This window comes from Diaphorobacter sp. HDW4A (genome assembly GCF_011305995.1).
Lineage (GTDB): Bacteria > Pseudomonadota > Gammaproteobacteria > Burkholderiales > Burkholderiaceae_C > Diaphorobacter_A.
The window spans coordinates 2,851,035-2,872,919 of sequence record NZ_CP049910.1; the positions used below are offsets into that span (position 1 = coordinate 2,851,035).

Annotated in this window: 18 protein-coding genes; 5 read left to right on the top strand and 13 right to left on the bottom strand. The window is 61.7% G+C overall.

Features of this window, described 5'->3' with window-relative positions; genetic code table 11:
- Positions 1-174: 174 nt before the first annotated feature.
- Together G7047_RS12895 and G7047_RS12900 are read left to right on the top strand one after the other, a co-directional pair.
- Entirely contained in the window at positions 175-1,866 is a 1,692-nt protein-coding gene (locus tag G7047_RS12895; protein WP_166305897.1) for a hypothetical protein, read from the top strand.
- Positions 1,866-3,239, top strand: a complete 1,374-nt coding sequence (locus G7047_RS12900; RefSeq protein WP_166305900.1) for an MATE family efflux transporter — start codon at positions 1,866-1,868, stop codon at positions 3,237-3,239. Before G7047_RS12895 ends, G7047_RS12900 begins: the two co-directional genes overlap by 1 nt.
- On the opposite strand, the gene phoR is transcribed toward G7047_RS12900, so the two are convergent.
- The 7 genes from phoR to pstS form a co-directional block, all read right to left on the bottom strand.
- Positions 3,163-4,581 (bottom strand): phosphate regulon sensor histidine kinase PhoR, encoded by a 1,419-nt coding sequence (phoR, locus tag G7047_RS12905; RefSeq protein ID WP_166305903.1) that lies wholly within the window; start codon positions 4,579-4,581, stop codon positions 3,163-3,165. The genes G7047_RS12900 and phoR overlap by 77 nt on opposite strands.
- 201 nt (positions 4,582-4,782) lie before the next feature.
- Entirely contained in the window at positions 4,783-5,490 is a 708-nt protein-coding gene (phoB, locus tag G7047_RS12910; protein WP_166305906.1) for a phosphate regulon transcriptional regulator PhoB, read from the bottom strand.
- A 16-nt stretch (positions 5,491-5,506) separates the two neighbouring features.
- On the bottom strand, positions 5,507-6,208 hold the full coding sequence (gene phoU, locus G7047_RS12915; RefSeq protein ID WP_166305909.1) for a phosphate signaling complex protein PhoU: 702 nt from the start codon (positions 6,206-6,208) through the stop codon (positions 5,507-5,509).
- A 23-nt stretch (positions 6,209-6,231) separates the two neighbouring features.
- Positions 6,232-7,017 carry a phosphate ABC transporter ATP-binding protein PstB gene (gene pstB, locus G7047_RS12920; RefSeq protein ID WP_166066309.1) on the bottom strand — a complete coding sequence of 262 codons (786 nt, stop codon included), beginning with the start codon at positions 7,015-7,017 and terminating at the stop codon, positions 6,232-6,234.
- Positions 7,018-7,068: 51 nt separating this feature from the next.
- Positions 7,069-7,959, bottom strand: a complete 891-nt coding sequence (gene pstA / locus G7047_RS12925) for a phosphate ABC transporter permease PstA (RefSeq protein ID WP_166305912.1) — start codon at positions 7,957-7,959, stop codon at positions 7,069-7,071.
- Complete coding sequence (pstC, locus tag G7047_RS12930) at positions 7,956-8,927, bottom strand: phosphate ABC transporter permease PstC (RefSeq protein ID WP_240939478.1); 972 nt, start codon at positions 8,925-8,927, stop codon at positions 7,956-7,958. The genes pstA and pstC overlap by 4 nt, the downstream gene beginning before the upstream one ends.
- A 207-nt stretch (positions 8,928-9,134) precedes the next feature.
- The gene (gene pstS, locus G7047_RS12935) at positions 9,135-10,175 is read right to left on the bottom strand and encodes a phosphate ABC transporter substrate-binding protein PstS (protein ID WP_166305918.1); all 1,041 of its coding nucleotides are present in this window, start codon (positions 10,173-10,175) and stop codon (positions 9,135-9,137) included.
- Between the two features lie 186 nt (positions 10,176-10,361).
- Between pstS and G7047_RS12940 the strand changes: the two genes are divergently transcribed.
- From G7047_RS12940 to G7047_RS12950, 3 genes are all read left to right on the top strand, one after another.
- The gene (locus tag G7047_RS12940; RefSeq protein WP_166305921.1) at positions 10,362-11,504 is read left to right on the top strand and encodes an ABC transporter substrate-binding protein; all 1,143 of its coding nucleotides are present in this window, start codon (positions 10,362-10,364) and stop codon (positions 11,502-11,504) included.
- A 108-nt stretch (positions 11,505-11,612) separates the two neighbouring features.
- Positions 11,613-13,094 (top strand): Ppx/GppA phosphatase family protein, encoded by a 1,482-nt coding sequence (locus tag G7047_RS12945; RefSeq protein WP_166305924.1) that lies wholly within the window; start codon positions 11,613-11,615, stop codon positions 13,092-13,094.
- Between the two features lie 54 nt (positions 13,095-13,148).
- Entirely contained in the window at positions 13,149-13,691 is a 543-nt protein-coding gene (locus G7047_RS12950; RefSeq protein WP_240939479.1) for a hypothetical protein, read from the top strand.
- 30 nt (positions 13,692-13,721) lie between these two features.
- On the opposite strand, the gene G7047_RS12955 is transcribed toward G7047_RS12950, so the two are convergent.
- The 6 genes from G7047_RS12955 to ftsH form a co-directional block, all read right to left on the bottom strand.
- Positions 13,722-14,183, bottom strand: a complete 462-nt coding sequence (locus tag G7047_RS12955; RefSeq protein ID WP_166305927.1) for a histidine phosphatase family protein — start codon at positions 14,181-14,183, stop codon at positions 13,722-13,724.
- 53 nt (positions 14,184-14,236) lie between these two features.
- Entirely contained in the window at positions 14,237-16,339 is a 2,103-nt protein-coding gene (gene ppk1 / locus G7047_RS12960) for a polyphosphate kinase 1 (RefSeq protein ID WP_205904784.1), read from the bottom strand.
- A 200-nt stretch (positions 16,340-16,539) separates the two neighbouring features.
- Positions 16,540-17,376: a GNAT family N-acetyltransferase gene (locus G7047_RS12965; protein ID WP_166305933.1), complete on the bottom strand. Its 837-nt coding sequence runs from the start codon at positions 17,374-17,376 to the stop codon at positions 16,540-16,542.
- 127 nt (positions 17,377-17,503) lie between these two features.
- A complete protein-coding gene (gene glmM / locus G7047_RS12970; protein WP_166305936.1) occupies positions 17,504-18,838 on the bottom strand; it encodes a phosphoglucosamine mutase in 1,335 nt (444 codons plus the stop codon).
- Positions 18,839-18,893: 55 nt separating this feature from the next.
- Positions 18,894-19,742, bottom strand: a complete 849-nt coding sequence (folP, locus tag G7047_RS12975; protein WP_166305939.1) for a dihydropteroate synthase — start codon at positions 19,740-19,742, stop codon at positions 18,894-18,896.
- A 122-nt stretch (positions 19,743-19,864) separates the two neighbouring features.
- Positions 19,865-21,787 carry an ATP-dependent zinc metalloprotease FtsH gene (ftsH, locus tag G7047_RS12980; RefSeq protein WP_166305942.1) on the bottom strand — a complete coding sequence of 641 codons (1,923 nt, stop codon included), beginning with the start codon at positions 21,785-21,787 and terminating at the stop codon, positions 19,865-19,867.
- Between the last annotated feature and the right edge of the window lie 98 nt (positions 21,788-21,885).

The following is a 21,885-nucleotide window of genomic DNA, read 5'->3' on the forward strand; positions in this document are numbered from 1 at the left end:
GCGCTTCGGGCTCCGCAGCCCCCCCCCGGGTGGCAGGAGCCGGTCTCTTGCGAGAAAGGCAGCCGGTTTCCGTGCTGCCTTTTTTGTTTTTTTCTGCGGTTTGCCGCTATGCTCTGACGCTTCGGCCCACATTTGTCGCCGATCCCCTCGCCCTCCATCACTGTCCGTGTCAGTGTGAACCATCCCAATCCCGCCATCGTCGCCCAAAGTGCCGTGCGCCCGCTTCACCGCTGGGCCCTGTGGCTGCTGTGCGTGTCCTATGTGATCTTTGGTTTCGTCGGTCGCGATCCCTGGCGCAATTCCGATGTGGCCGCATTCGGCTATATGCGCGAGCTGGCACTCGGCAACACCTCGTGGTTTTCGCCCACGCTCGCGGGCCTGTCGCCCGACATTGATGGTCTTCTGCCCTACTGGCTGGGCGCCTGGGCAATCCGAATTGCGCCGGACTGGATTTCCATGGAGTTTGCCGCGCGGCTGCCCTTCATCGTGATGCTCGCACTCACGCTGGCGGCCACCTGGTACAGCATCTATTACCTCGCCCGCCAGCCGGGCGCGCAGCCGGTGGCCTTTGCCTTCGGCGGTGAAGCCTATCCGCTGGACTATGCCCGCGCCCTTGGAGACGCGGGCCTGCTCGCACTGATCGCCAGCCTGGGGCTGGCCCAACTCTCGCATGAAAGCACGGGCTATCTGACGCAGTTGTGCTTTTCCTCGCTGCTGTTCTTTGCAGCCTCCACCATTCCGCACCGACGCGGCCTGTCCGCGGCGCTGGGCTTCGTCGGACTGCTGGGGCTGTCGCTGAGCGGAGCGCCCACCGTGTCCGTGCTGTTGGGCCTTGGCAGTGCGCTGATCGCTTCGCAGTCGGGCATGGCATCGCCCGCCAAACGCACGGAGAGCGGCCTCATCCTGTTGGTGGCAACGCTCGCCGCCGCAGGCGTGGCGGCCCTGCTCGGCCTATGGCACGTCAATGCCGTAGCTCCGGGCGGCTTCAAGGAAATTCAAAGCAACTTCCGCCTCGTGCTATGGTTCTGCTGGCCCGCCTGGCCGCTGGCGCTGTGGACACTCTGGCGCTGGCGTCGCCAAATCTTCACGGCGCAGTGGAATCGTCATCTGCTGCTGCCGCTTTGGTTCTGGCTGGTAGCGCTTGCGGCCATGACAACCTCACGCCCGGCAGACCGCGCCCTCCTGCTGGGTCTGCCCGCGCTGGCAGCGCTCGCAGCGTTCGCACTGCCCACGCTGCGCCGCAGCATCGCCGCGCTGATCGACTGGTTCACGCTGATTTTCTTCAGTATCTCGGCCATCACCATCTGGGTGATCTGGATCGCGGTGCAGACCGGCTTTCCGCCCAAACCTGCGGCCAATGTGGCACGGCTCGCACCGAGCTTTGTGCCCAGCTTTTCAGCGCTTGAATTCGGGCTGGCACTGTGCGCCACCATTGCCTGGTGTGCTCTGGTCTGGTGGCGCGCCTCGCGCAATCGCGACGCCCTCTGGAAGAGCCTGATCCTGCCTGCAAGTGGCGCCACGCTGGGCTGGATTCTGCTGATGACCCTCTGGCTGCCGATGTTGAACCATGGACGCAGCATGGCCCCGCAGATCAAGCCGCTGGTCACCCTCATCGAGGACAAGAGTAGTTGCGTAGGCGGCTATGGACTGTCGCGTGCGCAGATTGCCGCCATCAGTTATTACGGCAATCTGACCATGGTGGCTTCGCGCAATGCCGACCGATGCGAATGGATCATCACCGACGCGGACGCCACGCCACCCGTCACCGAAGTCTGGCCCAACGCGCAATGGGAAGAAGTGGGCGGCGTCGCACGCCCTACCGATCGAACGGACCGCCTCGTCGTACTGCACAGGCGAGCGCGCTGATGTCTGAGCGCTCCATCATCACGCGGCACGCAGTCACCGTACTGGCGGGCCAGCTGGCCGTCATGGCCTTCGGCGTAACCGACACTGTCGTCGCCGGGCGTCATTCAGAAGGCGCACTCGCCGCTCTGTCCATCGGCTCGGCGGTGTTCATCAGCGTCTATGTGTCGCTCATGGGTGTGCTGCAGGCGCTACTGCCAATCTGGGCCGAACAGCGCGGAGCGGCGCATTCCACGCAGCTTGGCGCAAGCGTGCGCCAGTCGCTGTATCTCTGGGCAGCGGCCAGCGTGATCGGCATGGCACTGCTGCTCTCGCCAGATGCCATTCTGCGCTGGACCAAGGTACCACCCGAGCTGCGCCAGGTGGTTGTCGACTACTTGCACATACTGGCGTTCGCGCTGCCGCCGTCGCTGCTGTTCCGCATCTACAGCACGATGAACCAGTCGCTCGGCTACCCCAAACTTGTGACCTGGCTACAGGTCGCTTCGCTCGCGCTCAAGGTGCCGCTGTCGATCTGGTTCACCTTCGGCGGCCTCGGCATCACTGCACAAGGTGCTGCAGGCTGCGCATGGGCCACGCTGGTGGTGAACTACTCGCTGATGTTTTGCGGCATCTACATGCTGCGCACGCAGCGCATGTACGACACACTGGCGCTGTGGAAACCCATGGAGCGACCCGACCTCATGCAACTGGGCAAATTTCTGCGCCTCGGCATTCCTGCCGGACTGTCGATTCTGGTCGAGGTTACCTCGTTCACTCTGATGGCGCTGTTCATCGCACGCCAAGGAACACTGGCCGCCGCCGCGCACCAGATTCTGTCCAACATGGCCGCCGTTCTCTACATGGTCCCGCTGGCAATTGCGATTGCCACCAGCGCACGCGTGAGCTACTGGCGCGGCGCGGCCAACGAGGCCGCCGCACGCGCTGTCGCGCTGCAGGGCTTTCGAATGGCTGCAACGATGGGATTGGTGCTGTCCGTGACGCTCGCGCTCACGCGCCATCAGGTGGCGGCGTTCTACTCGACCAACCCGGCCGTCGTCACCCTCACCGCATCGCTGCTGATCTGGGTGGCGGCCTACCATCTGGCGGACTCGATCCAGACGCTCTGCATCTTCGTGCTGCGCAGCTACCGCGTGACGTTTCTGCCGTTTGTGGCCTATGGGTTGATGCTCTGGGGCGGCGGGCTGGCGGGCGGTTACCTACTGGCCTATGAAGGTCTGGCGGGGTTCGGGCCGTTCAACTCCCCTGCTCCGTTTTGGGCTTGCAGTGCGGCTGCACTCGCCGTCACCGCACTGATCTTCACTGCTCTGCTGGCTCGCGCATTGAAGCGCTGTGCGCAGCCTGCTGCAACGCAGTCGCGATCATCGGCGGCTTGACTACCGCCACCGTGGATCCACGCACACGCGACGCCGGGAAGACCACGGCAAAGGTCGACCCTTTTCCCAGCACACTCGAAATCTGAAGCGTCGCCCCATGGCGCTGCACCGCATGCTTGACGATGGCCAACCCCAGCCCCGTGCCGCCCGTCTCGCGCGAGCGACTGCGGTCCACGCGGTAGAAGCGTTCAGTCAACCGTGGAATGTGCTCGGGTGCAATGCCCACGCCTGTGTCGCTCACAGCGAAGCGCGCGTTTCCGTTGTCCAGCATTTCCCAACTCACTGTGATGGTGCCGCCCGGCGGCGTGTAGCGCACGGCGTTGTTGACCAGATTGGACAAGGCGCTTTGCAGCTCGGTCACGATGCCAGCGATCTGCCCCGAGGCCTTCATCGCCTCGGCACTGGGAAAGACAATGTCGTGATGCTTCTTCTGGTTGACGGTCAGGGTCGCGGAAAGGCCCTCGGCCTCTTCTTCGCTGCGCCTGAGCAGCGCCTCCACCGGCATCCAGTCGCTCATACCCGGCAGGGGACTGCCTTCCAGGCGCGAGAGCGTGAGCAAATCCTGCACAACGCTCTGCATGCGCGCAGCCTGCTGCGACATCATGCCGAGATAGCGCTGCTGCTCGTCCTCGGTGAGCTGCAGTGTCTGCAGCGTCTCGACAAAGCCTGTGAGCACCGTGAGCGGCGTGCGAATTTCATGTGACACGTTGGCAACGAAGTCCCGGCGCATGGCCTCGGCCTGTTCCAGTGCCGTGATGTCCTGCGACAGTAGCAGCTTGCGGCCATCGCCATAGGGATAGAGCTGCACAGAAATCCGCACCGGGCGCGTCGGTGTGCTTGAGCGGCCCTGCAGCGCCACGGGTCGCGAGAAATTCTGTGCGTTGTAGTAGGCGGTGAAGTCCGGGTCGCGCACCAGATTGCCAACGGACTGCATGAGGTCACGACCTGCGTCGAAGCCGAAATGCGCCTCGGCCATCTGATTGCACCATTCGATGTGGCCCTCCTCATCGAGCAGCACCACGCCGTTGGGCGAAGCCTGCAGCGCTGAGAGGATGTCATGCAGCCGGGCATCGCTTGCCTTGATCTGCAACTGCGCCTGACGCGCCAGCCGGCGCGCGCGGTCCGCCGCCTCGCCCCACATTCCGCGCAGCGAAGGCGCGGTCTGTGGATCGCCCTGACGCAACCAGCGCAGCACGCGGCTGCCGCGCCAAAAATCCCAGATGAACCAAACCCAGGTGGCGATGCTCACGCCAGCGGCGGCGCCCCAAAGGCCTGCTTCCCACCAGCCAAGGGCTCCACCCGCGATCTGGAAGGCAATGAAAAAGAAAAAACGCCAGAGCATGGTTCTGCGCAAATAACGGCATTTTCGGATGCCGCTGTGGTAAAGATATGTCAGTTATACGCCCAAGTGCTTTTCCACAAACACTACGGACCTTGGTCGAAATTCGGCCGAAACGAAAATGCCGGGCGTGCGAACCCGGCATCCAGTTGCCGCATCCGGTCTCCGGTCCATGCGGACCCGGAGATCAGCGCGCAACGTTCCTCACGCCTGCATCAGTGCAGGCGGTTGAGCGGTGAGGCGGTATCCCGCACCGCGCACAGTCTCGATCATCGTCGAGGCACCGCCCAGCGCTTCGCGCAGGCGCTTGACGTGCACATCCACGGTGCGCTCTTCGATGAACACATGATCACCCCAGACCTTGTCGAGCAGCTGAGCTCGGCTGTGCACCCGCTCGGAATGCTTCATCAAAAAGTGCAGCAGCTTGAACTCGGTCGGGCCCACCTTGAGGCCCTGCCCCTGATAGCTCACGCGGTAGGTGCCCGCGTCGAGTGTCAGCTCGCCAATGGACACGCTATCGCTCACCTGCTCGGGTGCTCGACGACGCAGCACGGCGCGGATGCGCGCGAGCAACTCCTGCGTGGAGAACGGCTTGGTGATGTAGTCGTCGGCACCTGCATCGAGCCCCGCGACCTTGTCCGGCTCATCGCCGCGCGCGGTCAGCATCAGGATCGGGATCGGCTTGGTGCGCGGGTCGGCGCGCCACTTGCGGGCCAGTTGCAGGCCGCTTTGGCCCGGCAGCATCCAGTCGAGCAGGATCACGTCGGGCAGCACGGCATCCAGCTCACGCTGGGCTGAGTCACCGTCTTCGGCCCAGATGGGCTGAAAGCCGTTATGACGCAGGTTGACGGCGACCAGTTCGGCAATCGCCGACTCGTCTTCGACGATCAGAACGCGAGGTAGTTTCTTCATCTAACGCACCGCCCTTTCAACCAACTGTCGACTCGATTTCATCCATCGCAGTGTGGCGCACATCCTTGCCCTTGACCAGATAGATGATGAGTTCGGCCACATTCTTGGAGTGGTCTCCGATGCGCTCGATGGCCTTGGCCAGGAACAGCAGATCGAGGCTTGGCGAGATCATGCGCGGGTCTTCCATCATGTAGGTGACCAGCTTGCGCACGAACCCGTCGAACTCCTTGTCGATCAGATCGTCTTCTTTCAGGATGTCGAGCGCCGCCTTGGTATCGAGGCGCGCAAAGGCGTCCAGCGCCTTGCGCAGCAGACCCGAGGCCAGATCAGCGGCCATGCGCAGATCGCTCGAGGGCAGCGAACGGGCCGAGCCGCTTTCAATGATCGAGCGCACCATGCGCGCCATGCGCGTGGCTTCGTCGCCCATGCGTTCGAGGTTGGCGATGGCCTTGCTGAACGCAATCAACAGGCGCAGGTCGCGCGCTGTCGGCTGACGGCGCGCGATGATGCTGGACAGCTCGTGGTCAATTTCCACTTCCATGCTGTTCACGCGCTGCTCGATGGCTTCCACTTGCTGCACCGCTTCGATGCTGAAGTGCGACAGCGCATAGATGGCCTGGCGGATCTGCGACTCGACGAGACCGCCGAGCTCCATCACGCGCGAGGAGACGCTGTTGAGTTCGCTGTCGAACTGCGAGGAGAGGTGTTTGTCTGGCATGCTTTTTATCTCCTTGGTATCCATCAGCCGAAACGGCCGGTGATGTAGTCTTCGGTTTCCTTGCGCTGCGGCTTGAAGAACATCTGTTCCGTATCGCCGAACTCGACCAGATCGCCCAGGTACATGTAGGCGGTGTAGTCGCTGCAACGGGCGGCCTGCTGCATGTTGTGGGTCACGATGACGACGGTGTAGTCGTTCTTCAGTTCCGCGATCAGCTCTTCGACCTTGGCGGTCGAGATAGGATCCAATGCCGAGCAAGGTTCGTCAAGCAGCAGCACTTCAGGCTTGATCGCAATGCCGCGTGCGATGCACAGACGCTGCTGCTGGCCACCCGAAAGACCCGAGCCGCTCTGGTGCAGCTTGTCCTTCACTTCGGTCCACAGAGCCGCCTTGCGCAGCGCCCATTCAACGCGCTCATCCATGTCGGTGGCGTTCAGACTCTCGAAAAGCTTCACACCGAAGGCGATGTTGTCATAGATGGACATCGGGAAAGGCGTGGGCTTCTGGAACACCATGCCGACCTTGGCACGGATCAACGCCACGTCCTGCTTGGAGGTGAGCAGATTCTCGCCGTCCAGAATGATCTCGCCTTCGGCGCGCTGCTCGGGATAGAGCTCGAACATGCGGTTGAAGGTGCGCAGCAGCGTGGACTTGCCACAGCCCGATGGGCCGATGAACGCGGTCACCTTGTTCTCGGGGATCTCAAGGTTGATGCCCTTGAGCGCGTGGAACTTACCGTAGTAGAAGTTCAGGTTGCGCACCGTGATCTTCGAGGTGTTGGCCGACAGACTGTTCTTGATGGGAGCCATGATGAGGGTTTCCTCTTCTCTTGGATTCTTGAATTCGTTAAGTGGGTCGTGTCACTTCTGGCGTGTGACGAATCGGGCCAGAATGTTCAGCCCCAGCACAGCCAGCGTGATCAGGAACACACCGGCCCATGCCAGGTGTTGCCAGTTCTCGTATGGGCTCATTGCGAACTTGAAGATCGTGACCGGCAGGCTGGCCATGGGCTTACCCAGATCGCCATTCCAGAACTGGTTGTTCAGCGCGGTGAAGAGCAGTGGAGCCGTTTCACCGGCGATGCGGGCCACGGCCAGCAGCACACCGGTGATCACACCGGCGCGGGCGGCGCGCAGCGTCACCATCGTGATGACCTTCCACTTGGGCGTTCCGAGCGCATAAGCCGCTTCACGCAGACTCGACGGCACCAGCACCAGCATGTTCTCGGTGGTGCGGATCACCACCGGAATCACAATCAGCGCCAGCGCCAGAATGCCGGCGTAAGCCGAGAAGCTCTTGAAACGCGCCACCACGATGGCGTAGACGAACAAACCAATCACGATGGACGGTGCCGACAGCAGAATGTCGTTCACGAAGCGCGTGACCGACGCCAGCCATCCGCGCGGATCGTACTCGGCCAGATACACACCAGCCATGATGCCGATCGGCGTGCCAACGAAAGTGGCGAGACCCACCATCACCACCGAACCGAAGATCGCGTTGGCGATACCGCCTTCGTCATTGGGAGGTGGCGTCATTTCGGTGAACAGCGTCATGCTGAGACCGCCGATACCGAGACGCAGGGTTTCCCAGAGAATCCAGACCAGCCAGAACACACCGAAAGCCATGGCTGCCAGAGACAACGCCAGAGCGATCTGGTTCACACGATTGCGGCGAGCGAAACGGGCAGCGCGCACGTTGGCAATATCCTGCGCGGCGATGAGTTTTGCGGATGTTGCAGTGGTATTCATGAACGCGCTCCTTCAGACTTCTTCAGGCGATTGAGCAGCAGCTTGGAGAGCGTCAGCACGACAAAGGTGATGAAGAACAGAACCAGCCCCAGATAGATCAGCGACGCCTGATGCAGACCCTCACCCGCTTCAGCGAATTCGTTGGCCAGCGCCGAGGTGATGCTGTTGGCGGCCTCGAAGACCGACAGCGAGTTGAGCTGGTTCATGTTGCCGATCACGAAGGTCACGGCCATGGTTTCACCCAGAGCGCGACCCAGACCCAGCATCACGCCACCGAGCACACCTGCCTTGGTGTAAGGCAGAACGACCTTCCAGACCACTTCCCAGGTCGTGGAGCCGAGGCCGTAGGCCGATTCCTTGAGGAGCGCGGGCGTCACTTCGAACACGTCGCGCATCACCGAGGCGATGAACGGAATGATCATGATCGCGAGGATGATGCCAGCAGACAGGATGCCGATGCCAACCGGAGGGCCCGAAACCAGCGCACCAAAGAATGGCACGCCGTTGAACATCTTTTGCAGCGGCATCTGAACGTAGGTCGCCAGAATCGGGCCGAAGACCATCAGGCCCCACATGCCGTACACGATGGAGGGAACTGCCGCCAGCAATTCAATGGCGGTGCCCAGCGGGCGCTTGAGCCAGGCTGGGGAGAGTTCGGTGAGAAACAGCGCAATGCCGAAACTCACCGGCACGGCGATCAGCAGCGCGATGGCCGATGTCGCCAGCGTGCCGTAGATCATCACCAGACCGCCGTACTCGTTGTTCACGGGGTCCCAGACGCTGCTGGTGAGGAAGCCGAGGCCGTACTTGGTGATCGATGGCCAGGCACCATGGACCAGAGAAATGAGAATGCCGATCAGCAGCATCAGTGTGAGCAACGCAGCGCCGCGTGCACACCAGCCGAAGATACGGTCGACAAGCGCGCCGGACAGGGGCGGCCTGCGTGGTGGGGGGGATTTTCTAGACACTCTTTCCACATCCTTCAAGGAAGAATTGGATGATGATACGGGCAGCGTTGTTGACACTTCAGTCGCCTTGGAAAGGTTTCGAAATCCGAAAAGACTTGCGAAGAACTTCGAGCTTCGCCCCGCGACAACCGGAATATGACATTCTGATCATCTGCGAGGCGAAATGCACTTTTATCGTGCCTTTTGATTCAACGGTCGTTTCACCAATTACTTCACTTCAATCGACTTGCCGGAAGCGTCCTTGATGTCGGCCCACGCCTTGAAGATCACTTGCTTGACGCTGTCGGGCATGGGCACATAGTCCAGGTCACCGGCTGTCTTGTCGCCGCTCTTGTAGGCCCATTCGAAGAACTTCAACGAGGTGGCGGCCTGCACGGGCTTGTCCTGCACCTTGTGCATCAGGATGAAGGTGGCGGAAGTGATCGGCCATGCATCCTTGCCGGGCTGTTCGGTCAGGATCTGATAGAAGCTCTTGGCCCAGTCAGCACCCGCAGCCGCTGCCTTGAAAGTGGCGTCGTCCGGCGAGACAAAGTTGCCGTCCTTGTTCTGCAGTTGGGTGTAGATCATCTTGTTCTGCTTCACATAGGCGTACTCGACGTAGCCGATGGAGTTGGGCAGGCGGCCCACGAAAGCGGCAACGCCTTCGTTGCCCTTGCCACCCGCACCGGTAGGCCAGTTCACCGCAGTGCCTTCACCGATCTTTTCCTTCCACTCGGGGTTCACCTTCGACAGATAGTTGGTGAAGCCGAAGGTCGTGCCCGAGCCGTCGGCGCGACGCACCGGAGCGATGGCTGCGTCAGGCAGGTTCACGCCGGGGTTCAGCGCCTTGATGGCGGCATCGTTCCAGTTGGTGATCTTGCCCAGATAGATGTCGCCCAGCACCTTGCCGGAGAGCTTGAGTTGGCCTGGAGCGATGCCCTTGATGTTCACGACCGGCACGATGCCGCCGATCACGGTGGGGAACTGCATCAGGCCCTTCTTCTGCAATTCATCATCCTTCAGGGGAGCGTCCGAAGCGCCGAAGTCGATGGTCTTGGCTTCGATCTGCTTGAGACCAGCGCCCGAACCGACAGACTGGTAGTTGATCTTGACACCGGTTGCCTTGTTGTAGTCGGCGGCCCACTTGGAATACAGCGGTGCCGGGAAGCTGGCACCAGCGCCTGTTGCTTCGCTCTGTGCCATTGCGGAGGAGAACGCACCCATTGCGACCAGACCGGACACCAGAACGCGAATTGCAGACATTGTCATGAGAGAGACCTCAAGGTTGAACAAACATGTGATGGAACGAAATGTAGGCAGCTTGTATGACAGCCTCGTGACACATTGGGTTTGTCACAAAGGTTTTTCAGAGACAGGAAGCCACGCAACTGTCATAAAACCGCCTTGAACAACTCGTAACATGAAGTTTCCAAACGCAATGGCTACGTTACCAATATGCTTCGCCCCGCCCTCCTGTCCGAACCGCTCAACCGCCGCGCATGGCTCCGTACCACGGGAGTGGTGGCGGCGCTCGGGGCCGCCCTCCCGGCAACGACCGCTCTGGCCGCTGGTGAGAACAATGCCATGGCTTCGGTCACCCAGATCGTCGACATGTCGCCGCTGCAGCAGGACATCAGCCGCGATTTCCTGATCGGCTCGCGCGTGGCCTGGCAGGAATTCAACACCCGCGAACGCGCCAGGGGCCGCACTATCCAGCATCTGGTGGTCGAAACCGATGGCAGCGCCCGCGCCGTCAAGGCCGCTTGGCAGAGCGCAGTGATCGACCCGACCTGCGTGGCGCTGAGCGGCTGTGTGGGTGACGCTACAGCCGCCGCCGTGGCCAGCCTGCAGCGCATCCCCAGCAGCAATGCTTTGCCCCTCGTCGCGCCATGGCTGCAACGGGAATGGTCGGACAGCGAAAACGCCGTGTTTCCGGCATTCCCCGACTATCAGGCCCAGATTGCCCACGCCATGAAATCTCTGGCGGTCATGGGCGTCAAGCAGGCGGGTGTCGTGTATGCCACTCCTGCTTTGCAAAAGGAGCTGAGCGCCTCCATCGCGCTCGCCAGCAGCGCACAAGGGCTCAAACTGCAAACGCTTTTAGCCGACAAGCGCCCCGCCGTACCCCCGGCGCTGATCCTGTTCATTGGCGGCACACCCGAGTTGCACGCCTTCGCCCATCTGGTCGGTGGAAAAACAGGCTCGCACTGCTACCTGATCGCGTTGGCCGACGTGAATCTGCAGGTTCTCACACAACTCGGCGGCGTGCCGCAAAACATCTCTGTGATCGTCACGCAGCCAGTGCCAGTGGTGAGCTCCGGCCTGCCGGTGGTACGCAGCTACCGCACAGCGCTGGGCAAGCTCTACGACGAGCCGCCGTCGCAACACGGTCTTGCGGGCTACATCGCGGCGCGCTACACCGCCGAGGTGCTCGCGACGCTCGGCACGAACGTCAGCCGCACTGGTGCGTTGGCGGCCTTTCGCAAGCGCACGGATCAACAGATCGGCGGCTTCCTCATCGCCTATCAGGGCGACAAGCTCAGCAACGCCAATGTCACGCAAAGCATGCTCACCTCGGACGGCCGCATCGTTGGCTGAGATGGATTGAAGCCAGCGCAAATGCGACCATGTCCTTCACTCAGCCATGAGGGTCGGTGCTATGCTGCGCCGCGAGTAAAAACGCGCAAAGCAACAAGCCCCCCTTTTATGCAAGATGGAACATTGCTGGCTGCCGTGGACCTCGGGTCCAACAGCTTCCGACTGGAAATCGGCCGATATGAGCACGGCCACATCGAAAAAATCGAATACTTCAAGGAAACCGTACGTCAAGGCGCAGGGCTGGATGAAGACAAGAATCTGACCGCTGACTCGATGCAGCGCGGCTGGGACTGTCTGGCCCGCTTTGCCGAGCGGCTGGCCGGCTTTCCGAAGGCGCATGTGCGCGCGGTCGCTACGCAAACGCTGCGCGAGGCGCGCAATCGCGAGCTGTTCATCGAGCGTGGCAGCCAGATCCTTGGCTACCCCATCGACATCGTCTCGGGTCCCGAAGAGGCGCGCCTCATCTATCAAGGCGTGGCCCGTCTGCTGCCGCAATCGGACGAGCGCCGCCTCGTGGTCGACATCGGCGGCCGCTCCACCGAAATCATCCTCGGCCGCCAGTTCACGCCGAGCGCCGTAGCGTCGTTTCGCGTGGGCAGCGTGGCCTGGTCCACGCGCTATTTCCCCGATGGCCAATTCACCGCACGCACGTTCGAAGCCGCCGAGGTTGCAGCCAAAGCTGTGCTCGACGAGGCCCTCGACGTTTATCGACGCGACACCTGGGACGTGGCCTATGGTTCTTCCGGAACAGTGGGCGCAGTAGGCGATGTACTGACCGCCGCTGGTGCATCCCCCGAAGGCAAAATCACCCGCGAAGGCCTCGACTGGCTCTACGAGCAATTGATATTGGCCCGCAGCGCCGACCGTGTGCGCATGAACGGTCTCAAGGAAGACCGCCGCGCAGTGATCGGCGGCGGCATCAGTGTGCTGCGCGCAATCTTCAGCCTGCTCGACATCACCGAAATGCAAGTCGCACAAGGTGCGTTGCGCCAAGGCGCGCTCTACGACCTGCTCGACCGCGAACAGCCCCAGACCGATCTGCGCTCGTCCACCGTGCGCGGCCTCATGCAGCGCTTTGGCGTGGATGAACTGCACGCGCAGCGCGTCGCGCAGATCGCCACACAACTCTTCGAGAATGCAGCGCCCACAGGCAGTGAGCGTGCTGCGCGCAAGCTGGACTGGGCCGCGCGTCTGCACGAGATCGGCCAACGCATCTCGCACAGCGGCTACCAGCGCCACGGCGCGTACATCCTCGACCATACCGACGCCGCTGGTTTCGCCCTACCCGAACTGCACCACCTGAGCCAGTTGGTGCTCGGCCATCGCGGCAAGGTGCACAAGATCGGCCTTGAACTCAGCGATCCGCAGTTCGTGCTGCAGCTCATGTGCCTGCGCACTGCCATCGCCCTGTGTCACGCGCGCCGTGAACCTGACACCGAAGGCTTTGCGCTGAGTTTCGATGGCGAGCGCTGCATCGTCCGCTCACGTGCGGGCTGGTCCGAGAGCTATCCGCAATCGGCCCATCTGCTGCACGAAGAGCGCTACTGCTGGCAAAAGACGCCCTGGGAATTTGTCACGAAACTGAGGTGACATTTTTTTGAAGAACGGTATAAACTGTTTATATCGTTTTACAAAAAGTCTCTCATGACCGTCACTACCAAGACCTCCACCGCTCCGACCGCCGCCCCCACGCCTGTTGCCGCCGCCGCCAAGAAGGTGGTGCAACAGGCCGCAGCCACCGCCGCACCGACCACGGCAGCCCCTGCGCCCAAGAAGAGTCCCCCCGTGGCCGCTGAACCTGCAGTCAAGACAGTCAGCGCAACGACCAAGAAGGCCCCCAAATCGGCCAAGCCTGCGGAAGCCAAGACGGCCAGCAAAGCCGCTTCCAAGGCCCGCAAGGTCGTCGCCAAGGACGTGCAGAAGGAAGCAAAGGAAGTCAAGCCCAAAAAACCCAAGCTGGTGCGCGACAGCTTCACCATCCCCAAGGATGAATACGCCGTCATCGACACGCTCAAGCTGCGCAGCGCCAAGTTCGATCATCAGGTCAAAAAAAGCGAGCTGCTGCGCGCAGGTCTCAAGTTGCTGGCCTCACTGAACGACCAGCAATTGCAAGCCGCGCTGCGCGCGGTGCCCGCCATCAAGACCGGTCGCCCAAAGGCCGAGGACAGCAAAACCTCCAAGAAGTGATGGTGCCGACGGCCTGCGGAACGAGCGCTCCTAGAGGAAATCAGGCGACTGCACCGATAGCAGAATCGTCTCTTCGAGCTCCTGTCGACTGCGGTATCTGAGCCACCAGACCGAGCCCTTGCGGATCGCGCACTGGCTGGCCGTCATGCCCAGCAATCTGGCGGCCGTCTCTCCAAGCATCGGCTGGTGCCCCACCACCAGCACCGCGCCGCGTGACTTGGGCCACTGGGCCAGTTCGAGCAGGTCGTCGACCGAGCCCCCAGGCAGCAGTTCAGCACGTGGCTTGAACTTGCGCCCGAGGGCACGTGCAGTCTGTTCGGTGCGCACGGCGGGACTCACGAGCACCCGCAGCCCCTCGGGCAATTGCCGATCCAGCCACGACGCCATGCGTGCAGCCTGCTTTTCTCCGCGAGCGGTCAGTGGGCGTTCCAGATCTTCCCCGCCATCCGGTGCATCTTCGGCCTCGGCGTGCCTCCAGAGAATCAGATCCATTTCGCGTCTCTCTCGTCGATAGATTGTGTGATTCGGGTGTTGGGCGTATGACGTCACCGCGCCGGTGCGTAGCGCAGCATGAGTGCCTTTTGCGCACCCAGACCATCGGTCACGTGCGGTGCACGCTCGTAATGCCCATCGGCCTCAAGCGTCCATGCGTCACGGTCATCGTGAAGATAAGACACCAAGCATTCATCAATGATGCGTTGGCGCAGCTTCTTGTCCTTCACCGGCCACGCCAATTCCACGCGACGCAGCATGTTGCGATTCATCCAGTCGGCACTCGAAAGGTACAGATCTTCCTTCTGGCCCGCCGCGAAATAGAACACGCGTGTGTGCTCCAGAAAACGCCCGATGACCGAGCGCACACGGATGCGGTCTGTCACGCCCGGCACCTGAGCGGGCAGCATGCAGGCGCCGCGAATGATCAGATCGATGTGAGCACCCTGCTGCCCTGCGCGCAGCAGCGCCTGGATCAGTGCCTCATCGGTCAGCGCGTTCATCTTGGCGACGATACGCGCGTGCTCGCCGCGTGCCGCCGCCTGACCGACGGCGTCGACCATGTCGATCATGCGCTGCTGCAACTCGAACGGCGCGAGAATCAGGTCATTGAGCTTGGGCACGCGGTTCTGATTGGCCAGATGGTCGAACACGGTGTCCATGTCGGCCGTGATGTGCTCGTCTGCCGTGAGGCAGCTCAGATCGGTGTAGAGCTTGGCCGTTCGCGGGTTGTAGTTGCCGGTGGAAAGATGGCCGTAGCGCCGCAGCTGTCGCCCTTCACGGCGGGTGACGAGCAGCATCTTGGCGTGCGTCTTCAGGCCCACGACGCCATACACCACCTGTGCGCCAATGGATTCGAGTGCCTCAGCCCAATTGATGTTGGCCTCTTCGTCGAAGCGCGCCTTGAGCTCCACGACGGCCGTGACCTCCTTGCCGCGGCGCACAGCCTCGCGCAGCAAGTCCATCATTTCGGAATCGGCACCGGTTCGGTAGATCGTCTGCTTGATCACCAGCACCTTGGGATCATTCACCGCCTCGCGCAGGAACGCCAGCACGCCGTCGAAGCTTTCGAACGGCTGGTGGATCAGTACATCTCGCTTCTTCAGCTCGGCAAAGATCGACGTGCTGCGTGGCAGTTGCTCGGGCCACGCGGGCTGCCAGGCCGGAAACAGCAGCGAACGGTCCGCCACCAGCTCCACCACCTGCGACAAGCGCACCAGATTGACCGGCCCCTGCACGCGATACAGCGCAGCAGCGGGCAGGTTGAACTGCAACAGCAGAAAGTCCGACATGAAACGCGAGCAGCCGGAAGACACCTCCAACCGCACCGCCTGACCGAAATGCCGATGCTGCAACCCTTGGCGCAAGGCCATCCGCAGATTGCGCACGTCCTCCTCATCCACCGCCAGATCGGAGTGGCGGGTGACGCGGAACTGCGAGAACTCGGTCACCTCGCGACCGGGAAACAGGTCGGCCAGATGCGAGCGGATGATGCTTGAGAGCGTGACCATCTGCACGCCCTTGGGTGCCACCTCGGCGGGCAGACGGATCACGCGCGGCAGGATGCGCGGAATCTTGACGATGGCGATCTCGTTGGAGCGACCGAAAGCGTCGCCCCCCTTCAAGCGGACAATGAAGTTGAGCGATTTGTTGGCAACCTGCGGGAACGGGTGCGACGGATCGAGTCCCACCGGAATCAGCAGCGGCCGCACATCGCGTTGAAAATACTCCTTCACCCAGCGTTTTTGTGCACTGTTGCGTTCGCCATGCGAGACGATGCGGATGCCGTGCGCCTCGAACGCAGGAGTCAGCGAATCGTTGTAGAGCGCGTACTGCCGCTCCACCATCTGATGCGCCTTCTGCGCCAGCGCCTCGAACGAGGCCACGCTGTACTCGCCCTTGGTCTCGCCCTGCTGCGCAGCGGTCAAGTGGGCAGCGGCCCGCACTTCGAAGAATTCATCCAGATTCGACGACACGATGCAAAGGTAGCGCAGACGCTCAAGCAGCGGCACATCAGGACGCACCGCCCAATCGAAGACCCGTTCGTTGAACGCCAGAATACTGTGATCCCGGTCGAGCAAAGCTATTTTCTTGCCGTTCACCCCCTCGGGAGACCGCGTGGTGAAAACGGCAGCACTACCCTCTGTTGAAGTCATGGACGATGGCGTGGATGCGGAGAAAGGCATACGAATGGATCAGTGCAAGATTGACAACAATCAGTATCAAACGTGACCATGACAATCACGTGACAAGGTCATTGATTTGTCATATCCCAGAGAACTTATTCATTCGTATGCTGGCTGTGTTCAGAGGGGCACGAAGTAAGAAGGCACCGCTTCTTGCGTGAATATGACAGTCAGCGGTTGAGAAAATGCTTGCGGTACTTCGCAGGCAAGTCTTCCAAACGCATCAGCATCGGCAGATCGGCCGTGTTGAAGTCCGGGTCCCACGCGGGAGCGCCAAGAATGCGGGTGCCGAGACGCAGGTAGCCTTTGATCAATGCAGGCGGGTCGACATCAAGGCTGGCATCCAGCGTCTCAAGCGGCAGTGGCAATCGCGGACGCACGTGGTACTCGATAGGTGCCATATGTGTCTCGCTGATGCGACGGTAGATGCTCGCGGCCACGTCGCCGGTCACCACGCCGTTGTGCAGCATCGGAATGCTGGCGCAGCCAATCATGGTATCGAGAGAGTTGCGCACCATGAAATCAGCCAACGCGCCCCACAGCGCCAGCACCACTCCACCGTGGCGATGATCCGGATGCACGCAACTGCGGCCCAGCTCCACCATGCGGCTACGCAGCGTGCGCAGGCGGGTCAGATCGAATTCGGTGTCACTGTAAGTGCTGCCCACGCGTCTGGCCTGCACGGGCGTCAGCACACGGTAGGTGCCGATCACCTGACGCGTGATCGTGTCGCGTACCAGCAGGTGTTCGCAGAAATCGTCGAAGAGATCAATGTCGTGCCCAGGGACGGGAGTGTTCAGCTGCGCCCCCATTTCGGAGACGAATACATCGAAGCGTAGTTTCTGCGCCTCTCTCACTTCATCGAGGTGACGTGCCCACGAGACTTCGATCCCGCCGCGCGTCTCCGAAATTTGCCCCACATGGCTCGCATCAGATGGGCGGTGAAGTGACCCCCTGGGCAAGGAAGCCGGGCTCAGGGGCATCGTCGGGCTGGGCAGATCGCTCATGGGGGCATTCCTCATCGTGTGGAGGACATGCCAGACAGCTACCCGGACAGGAGCGCCCCGCCTCCGCAGGAAATTGTGGAAGGCCGCAGTGACGGGTGCGTGTCAGGTGGGTGACGGTTTGGTGACGTCAACTTGCGCGCGCCACGTCGGCGAGCAACTGCGCATAGTGGTTCGCGTCGTCGGCGCTCTCGGCCTCCACCATCACGCGCAGCAACGGCTCGGTGCCGCTGGCACGGATCAGGACGCGGCCTTGGTCGCCAAGGGTCTGCTCCGCATCGCGCGTGGCCTCGGCGAGCTTGGTGTTGGCCTTCCAGTCCTGACCGGGTTGCAGGCGCACGTTGAGCAGCACCTGCGGGAACAGCTTCACCTCGGAGAGCAGGTTCGGCAGCGACTTGTCGGCGCGCACGCAGGTCTGCAGCACCTGCAGCGCACTCACCAGACCGTCGCCGGTGGTGTGCTTGTCGAGCGCGAGCAGATGGCCCGAACCCTCCCCGCCGAGTTGCCAGCCGTTCTTGACGAGTTCTTCGAGCACATAGCGGTCGCCCACCTTGGCACGCACGAACTCGACGCCCTTGCGGCGCAGCGCCACTTCGACGGCCATGTTGGTCATCAGCGTGCCCACCACGCCGGGCACGGATTCGCTGCGCGAGAGGCGGTCGAGCGTCATCAGATAAAGCAGCTCATCCCCGTTGTAGAGGCGGCCCTGTGCGTCGACCATCTGCAGACGGTCGGCGTCGCCATCGAGAGCCACACCATAGTGCGCGTGGTTGGCACGCACGGCGCGCACCAGCGCATCGGGATGGGTGGCACCCACGTCACGGTTGATGTTGAAACCGTCGGGCGAGCAGCCGATGGAGATGACTTCAGCGCCCAGTTCATGGAACACCTTGGGCGCGATGTGATACGCCGCGCCATTGGCCGCATCGACGACGATGCGCAGGCCGCGCAGCGTCAGGTCATTGGCGAAGGTGCTCTTGCAGAACTCGATGTAGCGACCGGCCGCGTCTTCGAGACGGCGGGCCTTGCCGAGTGATTGCGAATCGGCCCAGACGGGCGGCTCGTCCAGCGCTGCCTCGACCTGCTCTTCCCAACTGTCGGGCAACTTGGTGCCGCGTGCGGAGAAGAACTTGATGCCATTGTCCTGAAACGCATTGTGGCTGGCGCTGATCACCACGCCGAGGCTCGCTCGCTGCGCGCGCGTAAGGTAGGCGACGCCGGGCGTCGGCAGCGGGCCAAGCAGCACGACGTCCACACCAGCCGAGTTGAAACCAGACTCGAGCGCGCTCTCCAACATGTAGCCGGAAATACGTGTGTCCTTGCCGATCAGCACCGTGGGGCGCTCTTCGGTGCGGCGCAACACACGGCCCACGGCGTGGGCAAGCTTGAGGGCAAAGTCGGGCGTGATCGGTGCGACACCCACGGTGCCGCGAATTCCATCGGTGCCAAAGTAGCGACGCGTCATCTTGTTGTTTTCCTTTGCCTGTTAGATCTCGTCTTTGAATTCGTGGTGGCCGATCTTATCGATTCGGCAAATTCTGCTGCTCCATGGCAGCGAGCACCTTGAGGGCCGCCACCGTGTCACGCACATCATGTACCCGCACGATGGCCGCGCCCTGCTGTACGGACAGCAGCGCCGCCGCAACACTGGCACCCAGGCGCTGATCGACCGGAAGGCCCGTCACCGCTCCCAGTGATGATTTGCGCGACCAGCCCGCAAGCCAAGCGTAGCCGCCCGCGCGTCGAACCAATTCACCCTGAGCAGCAAGAAGCGAAAAATTTTGCTCCACGCTCTTGCCGAAACCAATGCCCGCATCCAGCACGATGCGCTCGCTGGCGATGCCCAGGCCGCGCAGTACGCTCAATTCACTCTCCAGAAAGCGCCAAACCTCGTCGACCACAGCACCCTCCATCGTCTGCTGCTGCATGGTCTGCGGGTCACGGTGCATGTGCATGATGCAGATACCGCAACCCGGGTGCGCGGCCACCGCCTCGCGCGCGCCGTGCTGGCGCAGCGCCCAGATGTCATTGATGATGTCGCCCCCCTCGTCCAATGCAGCGCGCATGACCTCGGGCTTGTAGGTGTCGATGGACAACGGCACGCCCAGGCTGCGCGCCGCGCGCACCACAGGAATCACCCGAGCAAGTTCCATGTCGAGCGGCACGGCGGGACTGCCGGGGCGGGTGGATTCGCCGCCAATGTCGAGAATGTCCGCACCCTGCTCCACCAGAGCCTCGCAATGCGCGAGTGCATCGCGCGCGTTGTCGTGACTGCCACCGTCCGAGAATGAATCGGGCGTGACATTGACGATGCCCATTACCTTGGGCGCGTTCAGATCAATCTGGAAACGACCGGCTTGCCAGTACATACCTGAGGAGTTCCTTGTTTGCTGCTGCCTCGCGCCACAACTGCATGCATGCGCCAGAAAGAACAAAGGGGCCTAGAAAGGCCCCGTTTGTTGTGGAGATCAGTGCCCGTGAGTCACTGGCTTCAAGCCGCTGTGGGCGCCGGGTCGGACTTCACGGCAGGAGTGCCGCCACCCGAGTTGTTGTCGCCACCCGATGGTGGCACACGTGGTGTCCAGTCCTTTGGAGGACGTGGCGCCTTGCCAGCCATGATGTCGTCAAGCTGCTCTGCATCAATGGTTTCCCATTCCAGCATGGCCTTGGCCATGGCGTGCATCTTGTCCGAGTTTTCCTCGATCAACTTGCGGGCCAGGTGGTATTGCTCATCAATGATGCGACGCACTTCCGTGTCGACCTTCTGCATCGTTTCTTCGCTGATGCTGGTGGTCTTGGTCACGGAACGACCCAAGAACACTTCGCCTTCGTTTTCAGCGTAGACCATCGGGCCAAGCGCCTCAGTCATGCCGTAACGCATCACCATGTCGCGGGCGATCTGGGTGGCACGCTCAAAGTCGTTGCTTGCGCCAGTGGTCATCTGGTTCATGAACACTTCTTCAGCGATACGGCCACCGAACAGCATCGCGATCTGGTTGAGCATGAACTCCTTGTCGTAGGAGTAGCGGTCCTTCTCGGGCAGGCTCATCGTCACGCCCAGCGCACGGCCGCGTGGAATGATGGTGACCTTGTGGACCGGATCGCACTTGGGCAGCAGCTTGCCGATCAGCGCATGACCCGCTTCGTGGTACGCCGTGTTGCGGCGCTCTTCCTCGGGCATGACCATGGACTTGCGTTCCGGACCCATGATGATCTTGTCCTTGGCCTTCTCGAAGTCCTGCATTTCAACGGTGCGCGCATTGCGGCGTGCGGCCATCAGGGCGGCTTCATTGCAAAGGTTGGCCAGATCCGCACCGGACATTCCGGGCGTGCCGCGCGCAATGATCGCGGGATTCACGTCCTGACCCACAGGGATCTTGCGCATGTGCACGTTCAGAATCTGCTCGCGGCCACGGATGTCGGGCAGCGTCACGTAGACCTGACGGTCAAAACGGCCTGGGCGCAGCAGAGCGGCATCCAGAATGTCGGGACGGTTGGTCGCAGCCACGACGATCACGCCGAGGTTGGTCTCGAAGCCGTCCATCTCGACCAGCATCTGGTTCAGAGTCTGTTCGCGCTCGTCATTGCCACCGCCAAGACCCGCGCCACGTTGGCGACCGACCGCGTCGATTTCATCGATGAAGATGATGCAGGGCGCGTTCTTCTTGGCGTTCTCGAACATGTCGCGCACACGGGCAGCACCCACGCCGACGAACATTTCCACGAAGTCGGAACCCGAGATCGAGAAGAAAGGCACCTTGGCTTCGCCCGCGATGGACTTGGCCAGCAGCGTTTTACCCGTGCCTGGAGGGCCAACCAGCAGCAGACCGCGAGGAATGCGGCCGCCGAGCTTCTGGAACTTGTTCGGGTCTTTCAGGAAGTCAACGACTTCCTTGACTTCTTCCTTGGCCTCATCGCAACCAGCCACATCCGCGAACGTGACGGTATTGTTGTTCTCGTCGAGCATGCGGGCCTTGGACTTGCCGAAGCTGAACGCTCCGCCCTTGCCGCCACCCTGCATCTGTCGCATGAAGTAGACCCACACGCCGATCAGCAGCAGCATCGGGCCCCAGCTCACGAGCAGGGTCATCAGCAGCGAACCTTCTTCGCGTGGCTTCACGTCGAACTTGACGTTGTTGTTGATCAGGTCACCCACCAGACCACGGTCCAGATAGGTGGCTGTCGTGCGGATCTTGCGATCATCGCTGGTCACGGCCACGACTTCAGTGCCGCCAGGGCTTTCCTGAATGGTGGCAGTCTTGATACGACCATCGCGGACCTGCGTGAGGAAGTCCGAATAGCCGACCGTGCCAGCACCAGCACCGGAACGGGTGTCAAACTGTTTGAACACCGTAAACAGCACCATGGCGATCACGAGCCATACGGCGACTTTTGAAAACCACTGATTGTTCAAGCGGAGCTCCAGATTCTAAAAATATTGAACAACTGTGCCCTATGCCGGTCACAAAATTGCTCTAGCGCATTTGGGGAACATTTTAGACTTTTCAACCG